The following is a 17005-nucleotide window of genomic DNA, read 5'->3' on the forward strand; positions in this document are numbered from 1 at the left end:
ATCCTTTTTCAACCATTTATTCGAACTTTTTTCACGAAACTTAAAATTAAATTAACAGGCACAAAAAAGGGAGGCAAACGCCTCCCTGATAGTTTACTGATTAACTTTCAATTTTAGCTTTTGCACGTCGCCATTTTGCAGCGAGAGAAGTAAGCCAATGCAAAACATACAGCAACAAACGTTAGAGACGCTGCGCCAAATGCGATGCCAATTGAAGATGTCATACCTAGAGTGATGAAACCAATGCACGATACGAACGCTACAGACAACGCGTATGGAAGCTGAGTCGAGACGTGGTCGATGTGGTTACAACGAGCACCAGTAGAAGACAGAATCGTCGTATCTGAGATTGGAGAACAGTGGTCACCAAATACTGCACCCGCTAGAACCGCACTTAGCATTGGAAGAATCAGTGCGATATCCGATGCTGCAGCCATATCACCCGCGATTGGTAGCATGATACCGAACGTACCCCAAGATGTACCTGTAGAGAACGCCATAACGCCCGCTAGAAGGAACAACATAACCGGTAACCAGTGGTAATCAATGCTGCCTGTTACTAGAGACGATAGGTAAGAACCCGTTTTCATGTCGCCGATAACAGAACCGATAGTCCATGCAAACACAAGAATCAGAATCGCGCCAAACATAGAGCTAGCACCGATCCACATTGTTCTTGCGATATCAGTCATAGATAGCTTTTGCTTGAATACTGTCGCTAGTGCTACTAGTAAGCCAATAACACCACCGTAAACAAGAGACTTACCTACATCCGTGTTTTCGAATGCGCCTAGAAGGTTGAATGCTTGGCCATCAGCAGCCAGCGCTTGGCCGCCTGTGTAAAGCATTGCAGCCACTGTCGCTACAATTAGCGATACGATTGGCATAACAAGATCAGAAACTGAACCGTTTTCGCTCTCTTCGATATCTAACTCTTCGTTTAGATCGTGAGCTTGCTTTTGATCGTTGTCACCTTCAAAGCCACGGCCTTGAGATGCTTCGATCTCATGCTCACGCATCTTACCAACGTCTAGACCGAACCATGCTACTGCGAACACCATTAGTAGTGCGAATACAGCGTAGAAGTTCATTGGGATAAGACGAACGTAAGCACCCAGTGCAGAATACTCTGTCACACCGTGTGTCACTAAGATGCCACCAATGATCGTGATGATGTAAGCACCCCAGCTAGAAGCAGGCATGATCACACACATAGGAGCAGCAGTTGAATCTAGGATATAAGCAAGCTTAGCGCGAGATACATAGAAGCGGTCTGTTACAGGACGAGAGATAGCACCAACCGCTAGGCTGTTAAAGTAGTCATCAACAAAGATGAATACACCTAAGAAAGCAGCAAGTAGTTTTGAACCACGTTTGCTCTTAACGCGAGACTGTGCCCACTCCGCGAATGCGCGAGTACCGCCAGACAGTGTTAATAATGCCGTTGTCATTCCAAGAATAATTAGGAATGCAATGATGCTCATGTTCCAAGTGTTGATGCCACCATCTTCGATGAAAACACCAGATGCTTTAGTAAACACGTAGCTAGCTGCGTTACCTACTGAGTAATCAGCAAGTAGAATCGCACCCATGATGATACCGACACCCAAAGAAACCAATACACGGCGGGTAACAATAGCAAGGCTCAAAGCCACAAGGGGCGGAAGCAAAGATAAAGGTGATGTTGCAAAATCTATTAAATTCATGATCTTCAAAAACCAGTTTTTTATTTGGCTAGAGATCTACTGCAGACAAACTTGATACGGCTGACCAAGCTCATGTTGAACTAAGCGAAAGGGAAGTGAACACTTCACCCAACCCTACAGTAGCGCTCCATAGTTTAAAATTAAGACTATGGCAGTGTTGTACCTATTGAGCACAACCCCAGCAAATTGCTTAGATATACAATTTACTTCGGCAATTACACCTTTCATTCCCGTTCATTGGCATCACCCCAACGGAAGTTACTTTTTATAATTGCACCTCTACGTGCGATAACATTATTAACCGTGTAAACCAGAGTTTAACAACAAATTAACCAACACCTCGCATCAGGTAGCCGCAATTGTACTCATCAAGAGCAACAATGCAACATATCATTCCGAGAAAAATAGCTTTTTGTTAATGAACTAATCAATAGAAGAATAGTCTACATAAGTTGACTACTCCACCTGTCACATATCATTTTTTAAGATATTCTTAATAATTATTATAAATTCAATAGAAATACTGCTCTGAATTTTCAACTATTCATCTCACTTTTATATTTAAATATGTAATAGAAGAAATACTATTTGTTTTATTCCTAGGCTCTGTTTATTATTAGGAAGATTATTTAGTTTACCTTGATGGAAAATATCATGTCTGAATTAACAAAAACTCTATTAAATATCCGCAGCCTTCGTGCGTTCTCACGTGAATTAACTCTTGAGCAACTTGAAGAAGCGCTAGACAAGCTGACTATTGTTGTACAAGAGCGTCAAGAGTCTGAAGCTGAAGAGCGTGCTGCTAAAGCAGAGCAAGAAGCTAAGCTTTCTGCTATTGCTGAACAAATTGCAAAAGACGGAATTGATGTTGCCGATCTTATTGCTGCACTTTCTGGTGAAGCAAAATCTAAAACAACAAAAGCTAAACGCGCTCCTCGCCCAGCGAAATACAAATACGTAGACGCAAACGGCGACGAGAAGACTTGGACAGGTCAAGGCCGTACGCCTTCAGCTATCCAAGAACAGCTAGATGCTGGTAAATCTCTAGAAGAGTTTGCTATCTAAACATTTAGTTTACTTAGTGAGTAATCAATTACACGCTAAGCGATAGAATTAATATTTAAGTCGACCAAAGTATTATTTACGACTTCAATATATTCAGAAACAAAAAAGGCTCCTTTCGGAGCCTTTTTTATATTTGTACTATCAGTATTAGAAACCAACTGATAGTACTACTGATTAAAGAAAGTAACTTATCTTTCCCAGTACGCTTCTTCTAGGCTATCTTCTCTTTCAGGAAGGCCACGAGATAAACGTGGAGAGTGTTGAACCAACACTTCATAGCTAGCACGGTTAGAATATTTACAAACTTGTGAGAACGAAGAGTACGTCAAGAATGAATGTTGGTGTTTACTTGAGTTTGGCACGTTTTCTTTGTGGTACTTATTAGCAGCCATATCATGTAATAAAGCTGATAACGCAGCATCACCTGCACCATTGGTATTTTTGATCTTTTCTGGTCCACCCATGTATGGCGCAATGTGCGAATACACTTTAGTTGGGTTTTCACATAAATCTTTATGCGCAGGACGGCTAAATTCAAAACGGTTGAATTCCGCAATTGAACCTGGAAGTAAAGGCAGTGACGTTTCACGCTTAGCTGCATCTTCTGTATAACCAGCCATAAATAGGCCAACAGGTCCCGCAGTACATAGAACAAGGTCTACCCAGTCTAGCGCTTTATCTGATGCAGCCAGTGGATCGCTTTCACCCGTTAACGCTTCAGCTTCGTCTTCATTCATTGCAACAACCGTTACGTGTTGCTCAAGGAAATCTTTCCAGAATTCTGGATCATCTTGAATAACGAACTTAGTACCTAGTGTAAGAACGACTGGCACATCGTATTTCTTCGCGTATTCGATCGCTTTCATTGTTGCTTCAGGCATCGGGTCGCCTGGCTTACAGCGAACTAAATAAGCCGTTAAAACTAAAGCAGAAGCACTTTTGAAGATTTTTTCAGGAATGCTTTCTGGTTTTAATTGGTTCATTTGTCCTTCGCTAATTGCGAAAGTACGTTCACCGTCTTCTGTAATTAATGCAAAGCAGCGACCAATTGCGCCATCTACCCCTTGTAAATGGTTCAGATCCATTCTGCTTGATGTATTACATAAATAGCGATAACCGTAACTACCAATCTTAATATCTTGGCTCATTACACCTAACAGTGTAGAACGGTCATCCGCTAGCACTGAATAGTTGTGTAATGTGTTACCAATTGTGCCACCAGCGTATTCATTGGTAATCAGGCACTGCTCTTTTAATTCTTGATACAAAGATTCAGCGGCTGCGTCGCCAATAACCAGTGAATGTCCCTTGCTCAAACCATACTTCTCAATAAGTTCAGAACTCACCTTTGCTTCAATATCCACCAATGTTTGGTCAATACCGATAATATGAGTGCGTGACATTCTTTTACTGCTTTGAGCTTGGCTCACTAGAGGATCACGAGCGTGAACCGGAAAGTAGTGCTTTGATTTACGTTGTCCAGGGAATTTCATAGGGCTAGTCTAAGTCAAGGGGAAATAGGTGGCGGATTCTACCGCGCTATATTTAACGCGGCAATCTTTCAAACTATAGCAAACGTTTGCTGAAGGTTTTTTTTATTCGGCTTCCATAAAGCTTAAATCAGGCAGCATGCCCAAATGCTCTGCGTAACGTTTTTGATTAAACTCCGCGCCGTTTTTCATAACGTCAAATACTTCAATTGCCAGTGCACATGCCATAGCCGCAATTGCTTCTTCACGTGGAGTGCCTGTCATCATTAAACGCATCAACGTCTCTTTCACTTTCACTGGTTCGCCATCTTCAAGCTGGTTCTCGATGATCTCAATCAGCTCTTCTTCTTGCATAAATTCATTTTGTTCAGACATTTTTTTATCTCAGGTCTTGGATTTCGAGCGACTATGCCACATATACTTCTGACATCATAGCGACTCACCTCGCTCTCATGCGATTCTCCAACAAAGTCAGCGCACTATTTGTGCAAATGAAACTGTGATTCCGGTCTCGGATCTGTCACGGCGTTTCTCTTTCTGTTAGAATCTGCGACCAAGTAATAGTAACGGTGTTTAGACATGTCAGATATCAGCTCTGGAAACAGCGAAAAGAAAGTAATTGTCGGTATGTCCGGCGGTGTAGATTCGTCAGTATCGGCGTATCTTCTTCAGCAACAAGGCTATCAGGTAGAAGGCCTTTTCATGAAAAACTGGGAAGAAGACGATAACGAAGAATACTGCACGGCAGCTGAAGATCTTGCTGATGCTCAAGCGGTATGTGACAAACTAGGTATCCACCTTCACACTATCAACTTTGCTGCAGAATACTGGGACAACGTATTCGAATACTTCCTTGAAGAGTACAAAGCAGGTCGTACACCTAACCCAGATATTCTTTGTAACAAAGAAATCAAATTTAAAGCATTCTTAGAGTTTGCGGATGAAGTGCTAGACGCAGACTACATTGCGATGGGTCACTACGTTCGTCGTACTTTCCCAACTCAAGAAGAGCTTGATGCTGGCGTAAAACCAGAAATGCTACGCGGTCTAGACAGCAACAAAGACCAAAGTTATTTCCTATACACGCTAAGCTCAGATCAAGTGGCACGCAGCCTATTCCCTGTCGGTGAATTAGAGAAGCCAGAAGTGCGACGTATTGCTGAAGAGCAAGACTTGATCACAGCTAAGAAGAAAGATTCAACAGGCATCTGCTTTATCGGTGAGCGCAAGTTCACTGAGTTCCTAGGCAAATACCTACCAGCACAACCGGGTAACATCGAAACACCTGAAGGCCAAGTGATTGGTCAACACCAAGGTTTGATGTACCACACGCTAGGTCAGCGTAAAGGCCTTCATATTGGCGGCACTAAAGGTGGTGGCGGTAACGAAGAACCATGGTTTGTTGGTGAAAAAGACCTTAAGCGTAATGTACTTATCGCAGTACAAGGTAAAGACCACCCTCTTCTGAAATCAGAAGGCTTGATCGCATCTCAACTTCATTGGGTAAATCGCACACCAATTACTGAAGTTATGACATGCACGGTAAAAACACGTTACCGTCAAACAGATATTCCTTGTACAATCATCCCAATTGATGATGAGAACATTAAGGTTATTTTTGATGAGCCACAAATCGCAGTGACCCCAGGTCAATCTGCAGTGTTCTACCAAGGCGAAGTATGTCTTGGTGGTGGTATCATCGAAAAGCGCATCTAATCAATCAAACGACAAACGATAGAAGACAACTAGGAGTTACTACGTGGCTAATACACTTTATGACCGTACTATTGCTTTCGCCGGAATTTGCCAAGCTGTGGCTTTGGTTCAACAAGTAGCGAAAGACGGCCATTGTGATAAAGATGCCTTTGAAGCTTCACTCAGTGCCATTTTAAATACCAACCCATCGAATACCGTGGGCGTATTTGGACGTGAAGCGAACCTAAAGCTTGGCCTTGAGTGCTTAGTAAAAGGTATCGATAGTACTCCAGCAGGTAGCGATATCACGCGTTACATCATCAGCTTGATGGCGCTTGAGCGTAAGCTGTCTTCTCGCAACGACTCTATGTCTCAGCTTGGTGACCGCATTCAAACTGCAGAGCGCCAAACTGAACACTTTGATCTGTTTGACGAGCAAATGATCAGCAACCTTGCAAGTATCTACCTTGATGTCGTCAGCCCTATCGGCCCTCGCATTCAGGTTTCTGGTACTCCGTCTGTACTTCAGCAGACATCGAGCCAACATAAGGTTCGCGCACTGCTTCTATCAGGGATTCGAAGCGCTGTGTTATGGCGTCAAGTTGGCGGTAAACGTCGCCACCTTATCTTCGGTCGTAAGAAGATGATCGAGCAGGCTCAAATCCTACTAGCTCGAATGTAGTTTATTAGCTCGCGCCTCGTCGCGAGCTTGTTTTTTGTATCAACACAACTCTCACGCAAACGATTGCGCAATGTGCGTGACAATTGAGATTGTTACTGGTATAAACCTCTCAAAATTTAGAAAACTCAATTCAGGAGAACACCATGGAACTGTCAGCATTGACTGCTGTTTCACCAGTAGACGGCCGTTACGGAAGTAAGACTATTGCATTACGCAGCATCTTTAGTGAGTTTGGACTACTAAAGTACCGCTCTATCGTTGAAATTCGTTGGTTACAAAAGCTTGCAGCAACTGATGCAATCAAAGAAGTACCAGCGTTCAGTGCAGAAGCTAACCAGTTTCTTGATGAACTAGCCGCTAACTTCAGCGAAGAAGATGCTCTACGTATCAAAGAGATCGAGCGCACGACTAACCACGACGTTAAAGCGGTTGAGTACTTCTTGAAAGAGAAAGTTGCTGGCGTTCCTGAACTTCACGCTGTAAACGAATTTATTCACTTTGCATGTACTTCTGAAGACATCAACAACACCTCTCACGCGCTTATGCTTAAAGAAGCTCGTGACACAGTGATTCTTCCAGAAATCCGTAACGTAATTGATGCTATCAAAGCACTTGCGAACGAGTACCGTGATATTCCATTACTGTCTCGTACACACGGTCAGCCAGCTTCTCCTTCTACTATGGGTAAAGAGATGGCTAACGTTGCGTACCGTATGGAACGTCAATACAAGCAAATCGAAAACGTTGAGATCCTAGCGAAAATCAACGGTGCTGTAGGTAACTACAACGCACACCTTTCTGCATACCCAGAAGTTGAATGGCACCAGTTTAGCGAAGAGTTCATCACTGAATCTCTTGGCGTAACTTGGAACCCGTACACAACTCAAATCGAACCTCACGATTACATCGCTGAGCTATTCGATGCAATTGCTCGTTTCAACACTATCCTTCTAGACTTCGACCGTGACGTTTGGGGCTACATCGCTCTTGGTCACTTCAAGCAGAAGACTATTGCTGGCGAAATCGGTTCTTCGACAATGCCGCATAAAGTTAACCCAATTGACTTCGAAAACTCTGAAGGCAACCTTGGTCTAGCGAACGCAGTATTCAGCCACCTTGCACAAAAACTTCCAGTTTCTCGCTGGCAGCGTGACCTTACTGACTCTACGGTTCTTCGTAACCTAGGTGTGGGTGTTGGCTACGCAATCATTGCATACACTTCGACTCTGAAAGGTATTAGCAAGCTTGAAGTTAACCGCGCTGCGCTACTTGCTGAACTAGACAAGAACTGGGAAGTATTGGCTGAACCAGTACAAACAGTAATGCGTCGTTACGGCATCGAAAAACCATACGAGAAGCTAAAAGAGCTAACTCGTGGTAAACGTGTAGATGGCGAAGGCATGCGTGCATTCATCGATTGTCTTGAGATTCCTGCAGACGAGAAAGTTCGTCTGAAAGAGATGACTCCAGCAAACTACATCGGTCAAGCAATCGAGCTAACTGACAAGCTGTAATATTCGAATTTCGAATCACAGAATAGACTAAGGCTTCCCATGTGGAAGCCTTTTTGTTGAGCGGAACAAAGTGTATTGAGCACAAGAGACGTCAGCAAAATAATACAAAGCAACCCAGTATCATTACCCTACTCATCTCAATCCGTGCGATATCAACCAATCAATATCGTAATGCTTCATCACCAGTAACCCTCTATCGCCAGACACCTATTCCTCGAATACTTACTGTCTTAGATGCCAAGATCAAAAAAGACCTCCCGAAGGAAGCCTTTCAAATGTATCTTGTCGATTAGCGACTGAAGAATACGTAGCGATTACATGTTACGTAGAGAAGCAATACGCTTGTCTAGCGGCGGGTGGCTCATTAGAAGCTCTGTTAGAGACTTCTTACCGTTGATACCAAATGCCATCATAGAACCTTCTAGTTGTGGCTCATGGCTCACCTTTAGGCGCTCTAGCGCTGCAATCATCTTCTCTTTACCTACTAGGTTCGCTGCACCTGCATCGGCATGGAATTCACGATGACGGCTGTACCACATCGTAATGAAGCTTGCTAAGAAACCAAATACCAATTCCAACACCATAGACACACCGAAGTACACCATCATGTTGCTGCCACCCTCTTCTTCGTTGTCATTCGACGCAACAATGTTGGCGATGAAACGAGATAGGAAGATAACGAACGTGTTCACTACACCTTGCATTAACGTCATGGTCACCATATCACCGTTCGCTATGTGGCTCACTTCATGCGCTAATACTGCTTCAGCTTCATCACGCGTCATGTTGTGCAGCAGGCCTGTTGATACTGCTACCAATGAATCGTCACGCTTAGCACCTGTCGCGAATGCGTTGATGTCTGGCGAATCGTAGATCGCCACTGTTGGCATACCAATACCAACTTGTTGAGATTGACGGCTTACCGTCTCCATCAACCAATGTTCTGTTTCGTTACGTGGGCTTTCAATGACCATGCCGCCTACCGAGCGTAGCGCCATTTTCTTCGACATCATTAATGAAATGAATGAGCCGCCAAAACCAAATACCGCAGCCATCACCAATAAACCTGAGAGGCTACCGGGTTGCATACCTGTAACTGCGTATACAACATTAAGAACAACACTTAGTACCAATACAACCGCTAGGTTAGTTGCAAGGAACAACATTACTCGCTTCATTACTTATCTCCGCATGAAAGCTGTTTTTATAAAACTTATTGTTATAGACAAGGCAGACAGCAATAGATTCCAACCTTGAAGACTTATACTTACTTATACATATAGTCTTAGATTAAGAAAACAAGGTTAAGCATTAAATTGCAACATTTGATTACGAGACCATATCCGAATTAAATCCACTCTATTAGACCTAAGTCGTATGGTGTCGATATAACAATCCGTTTACAGTGACTTCAGATGATTTATTGGCTAGTCCATGTACAAAAAGGAAAGGATCATGGTTGAAGGTACTAACACTCAAATGGCTATCGATTTACTGTGCTGTCACCTAGGGATTACTGAAGAAGAAGCGAAAAAGCAGGTTGGAATCCTAACACCGCAAACGGCACAGACAAAAATCACAGAAACTCAGCAAGCTTTAATGGGACTGACTAAAGAACATTAGTTCTAAGCTTGTTTATTAAAAGACCGGTTGTTTATCAACTCAAGGTCTAAAGGCTTAAAATAGCAAAAGGGCTGCAATCGCAGCCCTTTTCTTATTTAGTACATAACGTGGTAATTAACGCTCAAGCAATGGCTGTACATTAATGTACTTGCCAATATTCTTAGACTTCGCTTTTGGTACGTAAGGGATCTCACCTAACTTTGGTGCACCTAACTTATCTTCAAGCATCGCAATAATATCTGCGTAGTGCTCAGTACCTGGATTGATACGGTTTGCGACCCAACCTACTAGGTTTAGGCCATCAGCACGAATCGCTTCTGCCGTTAATAGAGCGTGGCTCAAACAACCAAGTTTAATACCCACAGTCAGTACCACTGGCAGTTGCTCTTTTTTAACCCAGCTAGAAAGATATTCATCGTCTGAAACCGGGACTCGCCAACCACCAGCACCTTCAACTAACACGATGTCAGAGTTTTTCTTATGCTCTTCTAGCTTCGCTGATAATACCGCCTCATCAATTACAACACCATCATGCTTAGCAGCGATGTGAGGCGATGATGGTAGCAACAACGCGTATGGATTGACGTCTTCGTAAGCAATATCTTGCGTCGCCGCTTCTTGAAGATGCAGTGCATCACTATTACGTAGTCCTTCAGGGGATTTTTCACTCCCTGCAGCAACTGGCTTGTAACCAATTGTTGATAAATCTTGTGCGGCCAAAGCTTGAAGAATCGCTTTTGAAACCACAGTTTTTCCCACTTCGGTATCCGTACCTGCAATGAATAATGCATCAATCATAATTGAATAACCCCTAAACAAACTTGATATGTTGCTGGTAAGAAACCTTGATGGTTCTTAAACTCTCGATATTCCCGATCAACAAGCTGCAACATGCGACGACTTGTTAAACCTTGTGAGCGACCACTTACGTGATTAGCGCCGATACCTTTAAGGTCGCGCATCAGTTCAAACGCAGTGTCGTACCAAACGGTGATGGTGGGCAAGTCTAGTTGATGAACGGTACAGCTAGATTGCGCTAACGCAATTTTTACCTTATTGATTGTAATAAAACGGTTAACGTGTTGATGTGCGTCAATTTTGGACCACGACTTTTTCAGTTCAAACAGCGACCCATCAAGCAAAGTTGAGAAAATAACACGCCCACCAGCCGCTGTAACACGCTTCATCTCTCTCAAAGGCGACGACAAATCGTCACACCATTGCAACGCAAGGCTAGAGAAAACGATGTCAAAGCACCCATCTTCAAACGGCAATTGTTCGGCATCGGCTTGTTGATATAAAGATACAGATGCACCACACCGCTTCTCTGCTGTTGCTAGCATTCCAACAGAAAGATCAGCGCAAACCACTTCGGCGCCTCGTTTTACAAGTTGCTCGGAGAAATAGCCAGTACCACAACCTAGATCCAGCACCTTAAAGCCTGACAGATCGCTGGGTAATTTATCCAGTAATCGGTGGCCAACATCGCGTTGAAATTCAGCGTGTTTGTCATAGGTTGTTGCCGCTTTACCAAAGGCTTCGGCAATCGCACTCTTATCTTGGCCAACGTAATTATGCACTACTGCTTCTTGTGACATTTACTGAGCCTCTTTATTTGATTCAAAGCTTGGATGGATACCCGGTTCAGTGCTTAAGTCGATGTTTCGTTCAATGGCTTGATGCAACGACCTGGTTAACTGGAGAATCTGTTTTGGGCTATGGTTAGCTGTTAACGTGATTCGTAATCGAGCAGTTCCAGCAGGTATGGCTGGCGGCCTTATTGCGGTCACCCAAACTTGGTTTTGCTTTAACTCTTCAGCTATTGATAATGCCGCTTGTGCTTCACCTATCACAAATGGCTTAATCGGAGTCTGAGTATCCACAAAGCCTTTCAAGCCGCTCACCTGCTCTGCATAGAGAGACCCTAACTCAGTCAGCTTTTCTCGGCGCCACTCTTGAGTTTGAGTCATCTTACAGGCATGAGATAAAGCCACCGCTTGTGAAGGTGGCATCGCCGTCGAGTACACATGATGACGAGCAAACTGAGTTAAGTAATCACCCACTTCTGACGAACAAAGAATCGCAGCACCAGAAACGCCAAATGCTTTGCCAAAGGTCACCACCAAAATATCGGGGGAGATTTGTGCTGCACTGCAACTCCCAGCTCCTTTATCACCTAATACGCCGATACCGTGGGCATCATCAACCGCCAACCAACTGTCGTATTGATGAGTCAGGTTAGATATCTGGCTGAGAGGCGCTTGATCGCCGTCCATGCTGAATACGCCCTCAGTGACGACCAAGGATTGTAGAGATCGGCTTAATAGAGACTCTAGATGCTGCGTGTCGTTGTGTTTAAAGCGTTTCATGGTTGCATGAGAAAGCATCCCCGCTTCCATCAAAGAGGCGTGATTAAGCTTGTCTTGCAGCAGAGAGTCGTCTTTTTCGAGCAGAGAAAACAACAAGGCTTGGTTCGCACTGAAACCAGAACTAAAGAGAATCGCACGTTCAAAGCCCAACCATTCACACAGTTGAGCTTCTAAATTTCTATGAGCAGGACTAAAACCCGTGACCAATGGCGATGCCGCACTGCCAGCACCATAAAGGGAAAGCCCCGCTTGCCACGCCTCTACCAATTCAGGGTCGTTCGCCAAGCCTAGGTAATCATTACTCGAAAAATTAATAAAGCGAGAACCTTCGCAATTAAGCAAAGGACCATTACTGTTTTCGAGCACTTTAAGTTGACGAGTTAGCCCATGCTCACGGCGTTGAACAAGGGCATCTTTGATACGGGATTTAAACAGTGGCATCGTAGAACATGTCATCTTTCGTTGGACGAGCAGCAACGCGCTCCACTACTTGATCTAACAGTTCGTTTTCTTGAATTTCATCAGGCTTCTGAGCCACTTGTTGGCTGTTGATGCCTAACTTCTTAAACAGCTGCATGTCCGTGTCTTCATCTGGGTTTGGCGTAGTCAGTAGCTTACAACCGTAGAAAATAGAGTTCGCGCCAGCCATGAAGCACATCGCCTGCATCTGTTCATTCATATTCTCGCGACCTGCAGATAGACGAACCGCTGACATTGGCATCATGATACGAGCAATCGCAATCAACTTAATGAAGTCAAAAGATTCAACATCATCGACGTTTTCCATCGGTGTGCCTTTCACTTTCACGAGCATGTTGATTGGCACACTCTCAGGGTGTACCGGAAGGTTCGCTAGCTCTACCAGCAGGCCTGCACGGTCATTGGTACTTTCGCCCATACCAATAATGCCACCAGAACAGATCTTCATACCGGCATCACGTACGTGAGATAGCGTATCTAAACGATCTTGGTAAGTACGAGTGGTGATGATGCTGCCGTAAAACTCGGGAGACGTATCAAGGTTATGGTTGTAGTAATCCAAGCCTGCATCCGCTAACTCGCCAGCTTGATCAGGGGTTAACATGCCTAGTGTCATACAGGTTTCTAGACCCATACCTTTCACACCTTTGATCATATCAGTCAAGTGAGGCATATCGCGTTCTTTCGGGTTTTTCCACGCCGCGCCCATACAGAAACGAGTCGAGCCCGCGTTCTTGGCTTTTTGCGCCGCATCCAAAACACGCTCTACTTCCATTAGGCGTTCTTTGTCGACATCCGTTCGGTAGTGAGCACTTTGAGGACAATACTTACAGTCTTCAGGACAAGCACCAGTCTTAATCGATAGAAGCGTACTCACCTGCACGTGGTTGTGCTCTTGGTACTGTCTATGAACCACTTGAGCTTCAAACATTAAATCCATAAACGGTTTTTCAAGCAGTGCTGTTACTTCAGCAACTGTCCAGTCATGACGAACTTCCACGTGTCGATCCTTTTTTATTATTTGATGTTTCATCTCTATCAATAGAGATTGCATTTATGCTTGGCTAGTCTACCGACAAGCTTTAGACTGTCAACACATTGATAATATCAAAAGTTTACATCTGGTTATTTTTTAATCACACCAAGAATGGAAGTTACTATGGATCTCGCCTTTGATCGCCAGCATATCTGGCATCCCTACACATCAACGTTAACACCTCTGACCTGCTATCCAGTCACCAACGCAGACGGTGTTCACCTAGAATTAGAAGGCGGAAAACGAATTATTGATGGTATGTCATCTTGGTGGTCAACCATCCACGGCTACAATCATCCAGAGCTAAACGCTGCAGCTCATAGTCAAATCGATAAGGTTTCACACGTTATGTTTGGTGGCATCACCCACCAGCCCGCTATCGATCTATGTAAGAAGCTTTTGAATCTCGCGCCAAGTAATCTTGAGCATGTATTTTTGGCCGATTCAGGTTCAGTTGCCGTAGAGGTTAGCCTCAAGATGGCATTGCAATATTGGCACGCTAAAGGACAACCTCGTTCAAAGTTCCTCACACTAAGAGATGGCTACCACGGTGATACCTTTGCGGCGATGTCAGTGACCGACCCTGACAATTCGATGCACAGCCTCTACAAAGGCTTTTTGCCGGAACATATTTTCGCTGATTCGCCAAAAACAGGCTTTTGGGATGAGTGGAACTCAAGTGACATCGATAGTTTTCGAGAAAAGCTGGCAGCACACCATCAAGAAGTCGCAGCGGTGATCTTAGAGCCTATCGTTCAAGGGGCTGGCGGCATGCGCATCTACCACCCTGAGTTCCTAAAACAAGTTCGCTTGCTGTGTGATGAATTCAACGTATTGCTGATCTTGGATGAGATTGCGACCGGATTTGGCCGCACAGGGAAACTGTTCGCTTGTGAGCATGCCGATGTTCAACCGGACATATTATGCGTAGGCAAAGCTTTAACTGGTGGCTATATGACATTGTCAGCGACGCTTGCGAGTAAGGAAGTTGCTGACACGGTATGTGGCGGTGAAGCAGGCTGCTTTATGCATGGGCCAACCTTTATGGGCAACCCATTGGCTTGCGCAGTCGGTGCGGCAAGTTTATCCATCATCGAGCAAGGCCATTGGAAAAATCAGACTCAACAGATTGAACAGCTCTTTTCTGAGTTGTTACCACCGTTGCGAGAACATGAACTGGTTAAAGACGTGCGTTGGTTAGGCGCTATTGGCGTCGTTGAAACTCACACACCCGTCGATATGGAAGCCATTCAAGCTCACTTTGTAGAGCAAGGCGTTTGGATCCGTCCGTTTGGTAAGCTAATTTATATGATGCCTCCGTTTATTATCAAACCACAACATATTGAGCAATTGGTCGCTGCTATCGACACTGCATTACAAAATACTCATTGCTTTAAATAAGGCGTTTATTGCTCTAAACAAGAGCGACGATTATTTCTATATATCTTCATTAATAAATCATTTAATTAAACTAAAAGGCCTTACATAAAAGTAAGGCCTTAACTGCTTGAAGGTAACCGTCAGTTTAACGTAATTGGCTATCTTTACTTGCTCGACGGTTAAACAATGAATGTCGATGTGCGTCATGCTCTAATATTGACTGACATTCTATACACAAACGAACGCCTTTGATCGCGCGTCGTCTTTGTTCCGGAATCTCATCACCACACTCATAACAATAACGCAAACCCTCACCACCTCGAAGGTTTCCTCTTACACGAGAGATCTCATCATCAATGGTATTTTGTATTTGCTGGCTGACACTATCGTCACCAGCCCATCCTACGGCCATAAGCCCTCCTCAGTATTTGAACGAGAAAATCTATACCTACCGCGGTAAGAGCATATTATAGCCACATTTAAGGATTGTAATAATTATCAAAATCAATAAAACACTATTACACATAGGTAACAAAAATTATTTATTTCTCGCCACTGCACTATTCTAAAGGCAATAAAAAACCCAGCCTGTTGGCTGGGTTTTATAAGTAACCTAATGCTTAATCAATCTAATTAACCGATGTGCGTTACGCCGCCCATGTATGGTTGAAGTACTTCTGGGATAGCAATACGGCCATCTGCTTCTTGGTTGTTCTCAAGGATAGCAACCATAGTACGACCAACAGCAAGACCAGAACCGTTTAGTGTGTGTACAAGTTCAGGTTTTTTCTCGCCTTTACGACGGAAACGAGCTTGCATACGACGCGCTTGGAAATCCCACATGTTTGAACAAGAAGAAATCTCACGGTAAGTCTCTTGTGCTGGAACCCATACTTCTAAGTCGTAAGTTTTCGCAGAACCGAAGCCCATGTCACCTGTACATAGAATCACTTTACGGTAAGGAAGCTCTAGAAGTTGAAGTACTTTCTCAGCGTGGCCAGTTAGCTCTTCAAGCGCTGCCATTGAGTCTTCTGGCTTAGTGATTTGTACTAATTCAACTTTATCGAATTGGTGCATACGGATAAGACCACGAGTGTCACGACCGTAAGAACCCGCTTCAGAACGGAAACACGGCGTGTGAGCTGTCATCTTAAGTGGCAGTTCAGCTTCATCAGTGATCGTGTCACGAACCATGTTCGTTACCGGTACTTCCGCAGTAGGGATAAGCGATAAAGTCTTAAGAGGTACGTCACTTACTTGCTCAGTTAGCGGGCTTGTGTGGAACAAGTCTTCGCCGAACTTAGGAAGTTGACCAGTACCGTAAAGGCTATCGTGGTTCACTAGATACGGTACGTACATTTCTGTGTAGCCGTGCTCATCAGTGTGAAGGTCCAGCATGAACTGAGCAATAGCACGGTGTAGACGTGCAAATTTGCCTTTCATCACGATGAAACGAGAACCCGAGATTTTAACTGCGCTAGCAAAATCAAGACCGCCAGACATTTCGCCAAGATCGACGTGATCTTTCACTTCAAAGTCGTAAGTCTTAGGTTGACCCCAACGAGAAACTTCTACGTTATCGTCTTCATCTTTACCATCTGGCACTTCTGCATCAGGTAGGTTAGGAATAGACATTGTGATCGTTTCTAGCTCAGATTGAAGATCAGCCAATGCTACTTTAGCTTGGTCTAGTTCTGCGCCTAAGTTGCCTACTTCTGCAAGGATACGCTCAGCTTCTTCATGGTCGCCTTTTGCTTTCGCTTGACCAATGGACTTCGATCGAGAGTTACGTAACGCTTGTAGCTCTTCAGTTTTCATCTGAAGGGACTTACGTTTTTCTTCAAGTTCACGAATTGTCTCTACATCAAGGGTGAAGCCTCGACGTGCTAATTTTGCCGCTGTTTCATCCAGCTCAGCTCGAAGTAATTTAGAATCCAGCATTGCTAATCCTATGCTTTAGTTATT

16 protein-coding genes and 1 riboswitch are annotated in these 17005 nt (G+C 44.1%); of the genes, 6 read left to right on the top strand and 10 right to left on the bottom strand.

The window, feature by feature from the left end; all coding sequences use genetic code 11:
• Positions 1 to 113: 113 nt before the first annotated feature.
• On the bottom strand, positions 114 to 1706 hold the full coding sequence (locus ACED46_RS01850) for a Na+/H+ antiporter NhaC family protein (protein ID WP_017060263.1): 1593 nt from the start codon (positions 1704 to 1706) through the stop codon (positions 114 to 116).
• Between the two features lie 112 nt (positions 1707 to 1818).
• Positions 1819 to 1996: riboswitch (Lysine riboswitch) on the bottom strand.
• Positions 1997 to 2360: 364 nt separating this feature from the next.
• Between ACED46_RS01850 and ACED46_RS01855 the strand changes: the two genes are divergently transcribed.
• On the top strand, positions 2361 to 2771 hold the full coding sequence (locus ACED46_RS01855) for an H-NS family nucleoid-associated regulatory protein (protein WP_017060262.1): 411 nt from the start codon (positions 2361 to 2363) through the stop codon (positions 2769 to 2771).
• A 188-nt stretch (positions 2772 to 2959) separates the two neighbouring features.
• Here the strand turns inward: ACED46_RS01855 and ACED46_RS01860 are convergent, their stop codons facing one another.
• Positions 2960 to 4264, bottom strand: coding sequence for an inosine/guanosine kinase (locus ACED46_RS01860; protein WP_017060261.1), 1305 nt, complete (start codon positions 4262 to 4264; stop codon positions 2960 to 2962).
• Between the two features lie 102 nt (positions 4265 to 4366).
• On the bottom strand, positions 4367 to 4636 hold the full coding sequence (locus ACED46_RS01865; protein ID WP_371720809.1) for a hypothetical protein: 270 nt from the start codon (positions 4634 to 4636) through the stop codon (positions 4367 to 4369).
• Between the two features lie 204 nt (positions 4637 to 4840).
• Here ACED46_RS01865 and mnmA point away from each other — a divergent pair, with 204 nt between their 5' ends.
• The 3 genes from mnmA to purB all read left to right on the top strand — a co-directional run bounded on the left by mnmA (position 4841) and on the right by purB (position 8152).
• On the top strand, positions 4841 to 5977 hold the full coding sequence (gene mnmA, locus ACED46_RS01870) for a tRNA 2-thiouridine(34) synthase MnmA (RefSeq protein ID WP_017060260.1): 1137 nt from the start codon (positions 4841 to 4843) through the stop codon (positions 5975 to 5977).
• Positions 5978 to 6020: 43 nt separating this feature from the next.
• On the top strand, positions 6021 to 6638 hold the full coding sequence (gene hflD, locus ACED46_RS01875; protein WP_017060259.1) for a high frequency lysogenization protein HflD: 618 nt from the start codon (positions 6021 to 6023) through the stop codon (positions 6636 to 6638).
• Between the two features lie 143 nt (positions 6639 to 6781).
• On the top strand, positions 6782 to 8152 hold the full coding sequence (purB, locus tag ACED46_RS01880) for an adenylosuccinate lyase (protein ID WP_371720810.1): 1371 nt from the start codon (positions 6782 to 6784) through the stop codon (positions 8150 to 8152).
• Between the two features lie 314 nt (positions 8153 to 8466).
• Here the strand turns inward: purB and htpX are convergent, their stop codons facing one another.
• Positions 8467 to 9330 (bottom strand): protease HtpX, encoded by an 864-nt coding sequence (gene htpX / locus ACED46_RS01885; RefSeq protein WP_029235495.1) that lies wholly within the window; start codon positions 9328 to 9330, stop codon positions 8467 to 8469.
• A gap of 277 nt (positions 9331 to 9607) precedes the next feature.
• Between htpX and ACED46_RS01890 the strand changes: the two genes are divergently transcribed.
• Positions 9608 to 9775 carry a hypothetical protein gene (locus tag ACED46_RS01890; protein ID WP_017060256.1) on the top strand — a complete coding sequence of 56 codons (168 nt, stop codon included), beginning with the start codon at positions 9608 to 9610 and terminating at the stop codon, positions 9773 to 9775.
• A gap of 114 nt (positions 9776 to 9889) precedes the next feature.
• Here ACED46_RS01890 and bioD read toward each other — a convergent pair whose 3' ends face one another.
• From bioD to bioB, 4 genes are read right to left on the bottom strand one after another with little or no spacing between them, the layout of a single operon-like run.
• The gene (gene bioD / locus ACED46_RS01895) at positions 9890 to 10573 is read right to left on the bottom strand and encodes a dethiobiotin synthase (protein ID WP_371720811.1); all 684 of its coding nucleotides are present in this window, start codon (positions 10571 to 10573) and stop codon (positions 9890 to 9892) included.
• A complete protein-coding gene (gene bioC, locus ACED46_RS01900; protein WP_371720812.1) occupies positions 10570 to 11373 on the bottom strand; it encodes a malonyl-ACP O-methyltransferase BioC in 804 nt (267 codons plus the stop codon). Before bioC ends, bioD begins: the two co-directional genes overlap by 4 nt.
• On the bottom strand, positions 11374 to 12585 hold the full coding sequence (gene bioF / locus ACED46_RS01905) for an 8-amino-7-oxononanoate synthase (RefSeq protein WP_371720839.1): 1212 nt from the start codon (positions 12583 to 12585) through the stop codon (positions 11374 to 11376).
• A complete protein-coding gene (gene bioB, locus ACED46_RS01910) occupies positions 12572 to 13624 on the bottom strand; it encodes a biotin synthase BioB (protein WP_016792500.1) in 1053 nt (350 codons plus the stop codon). The genes bioF and bioB overlap by 14 nt, the downstream gene beginning before the upstream one ends.
• Before the next feature lie 159 nt (positions 13625 to 13783).
• Between bioB and bioA the strand changes: the two genes are divergently transcribed.
• The gene (gene bioA / locus ACED46_RS01915; RefSeq protein WP_371720813.1) at positions 13784 to 15061 is read left to right on the top strand and encodes an adenosylmethionine--8-amino-7-oxononanoate transaminase; all 1278 of its coding nucleotides are present in this window, start codon (positions 13784 to 13786) and stop codon (positions 15059 to 15061) included.
• A 124-nt stretch (positions 15062 to 15185) separates the two neighbouring features.
• On the opposite strand, the gene ACED46_RS01920 is transcribed toward bioA, so the two are convergent.
• Entirely contained in the window at positions 15186 to 15452 is a 267-nt protein-coding gene (locus ACED46_RS01920) for a DksA/TraR family C4-type zinc finger protein (protein WP_136981604.1), read from the bottom strand.
• 221 nt (positions 15453 to 15673) lie between these two features.
• Positions 15674 to 16981 (bottom strand): serine--tRNA ligase, encoded by a 1308-nt coding sequence (gene serS / locus ACED46_RS01925; protein ID WP_017060250.1) that lies wholly within the window; start codon positions 16979 to 16981, stop codon positions 15674 to 15676.
• Positions 16982 to 17005: the final 24 nt, after the last annotated feature.

Origin of the sequence: Vibrio sp. 1S139, from assembly GCF_041439475.1 — a bacterium.
GTDB classification, from domain to species: Bacteria; Pseudomonadota; Gammaproteobacteria; order Enterobacterales; family Vibrionaceae; genus Vibrio; species Vibrio crassostreae_C.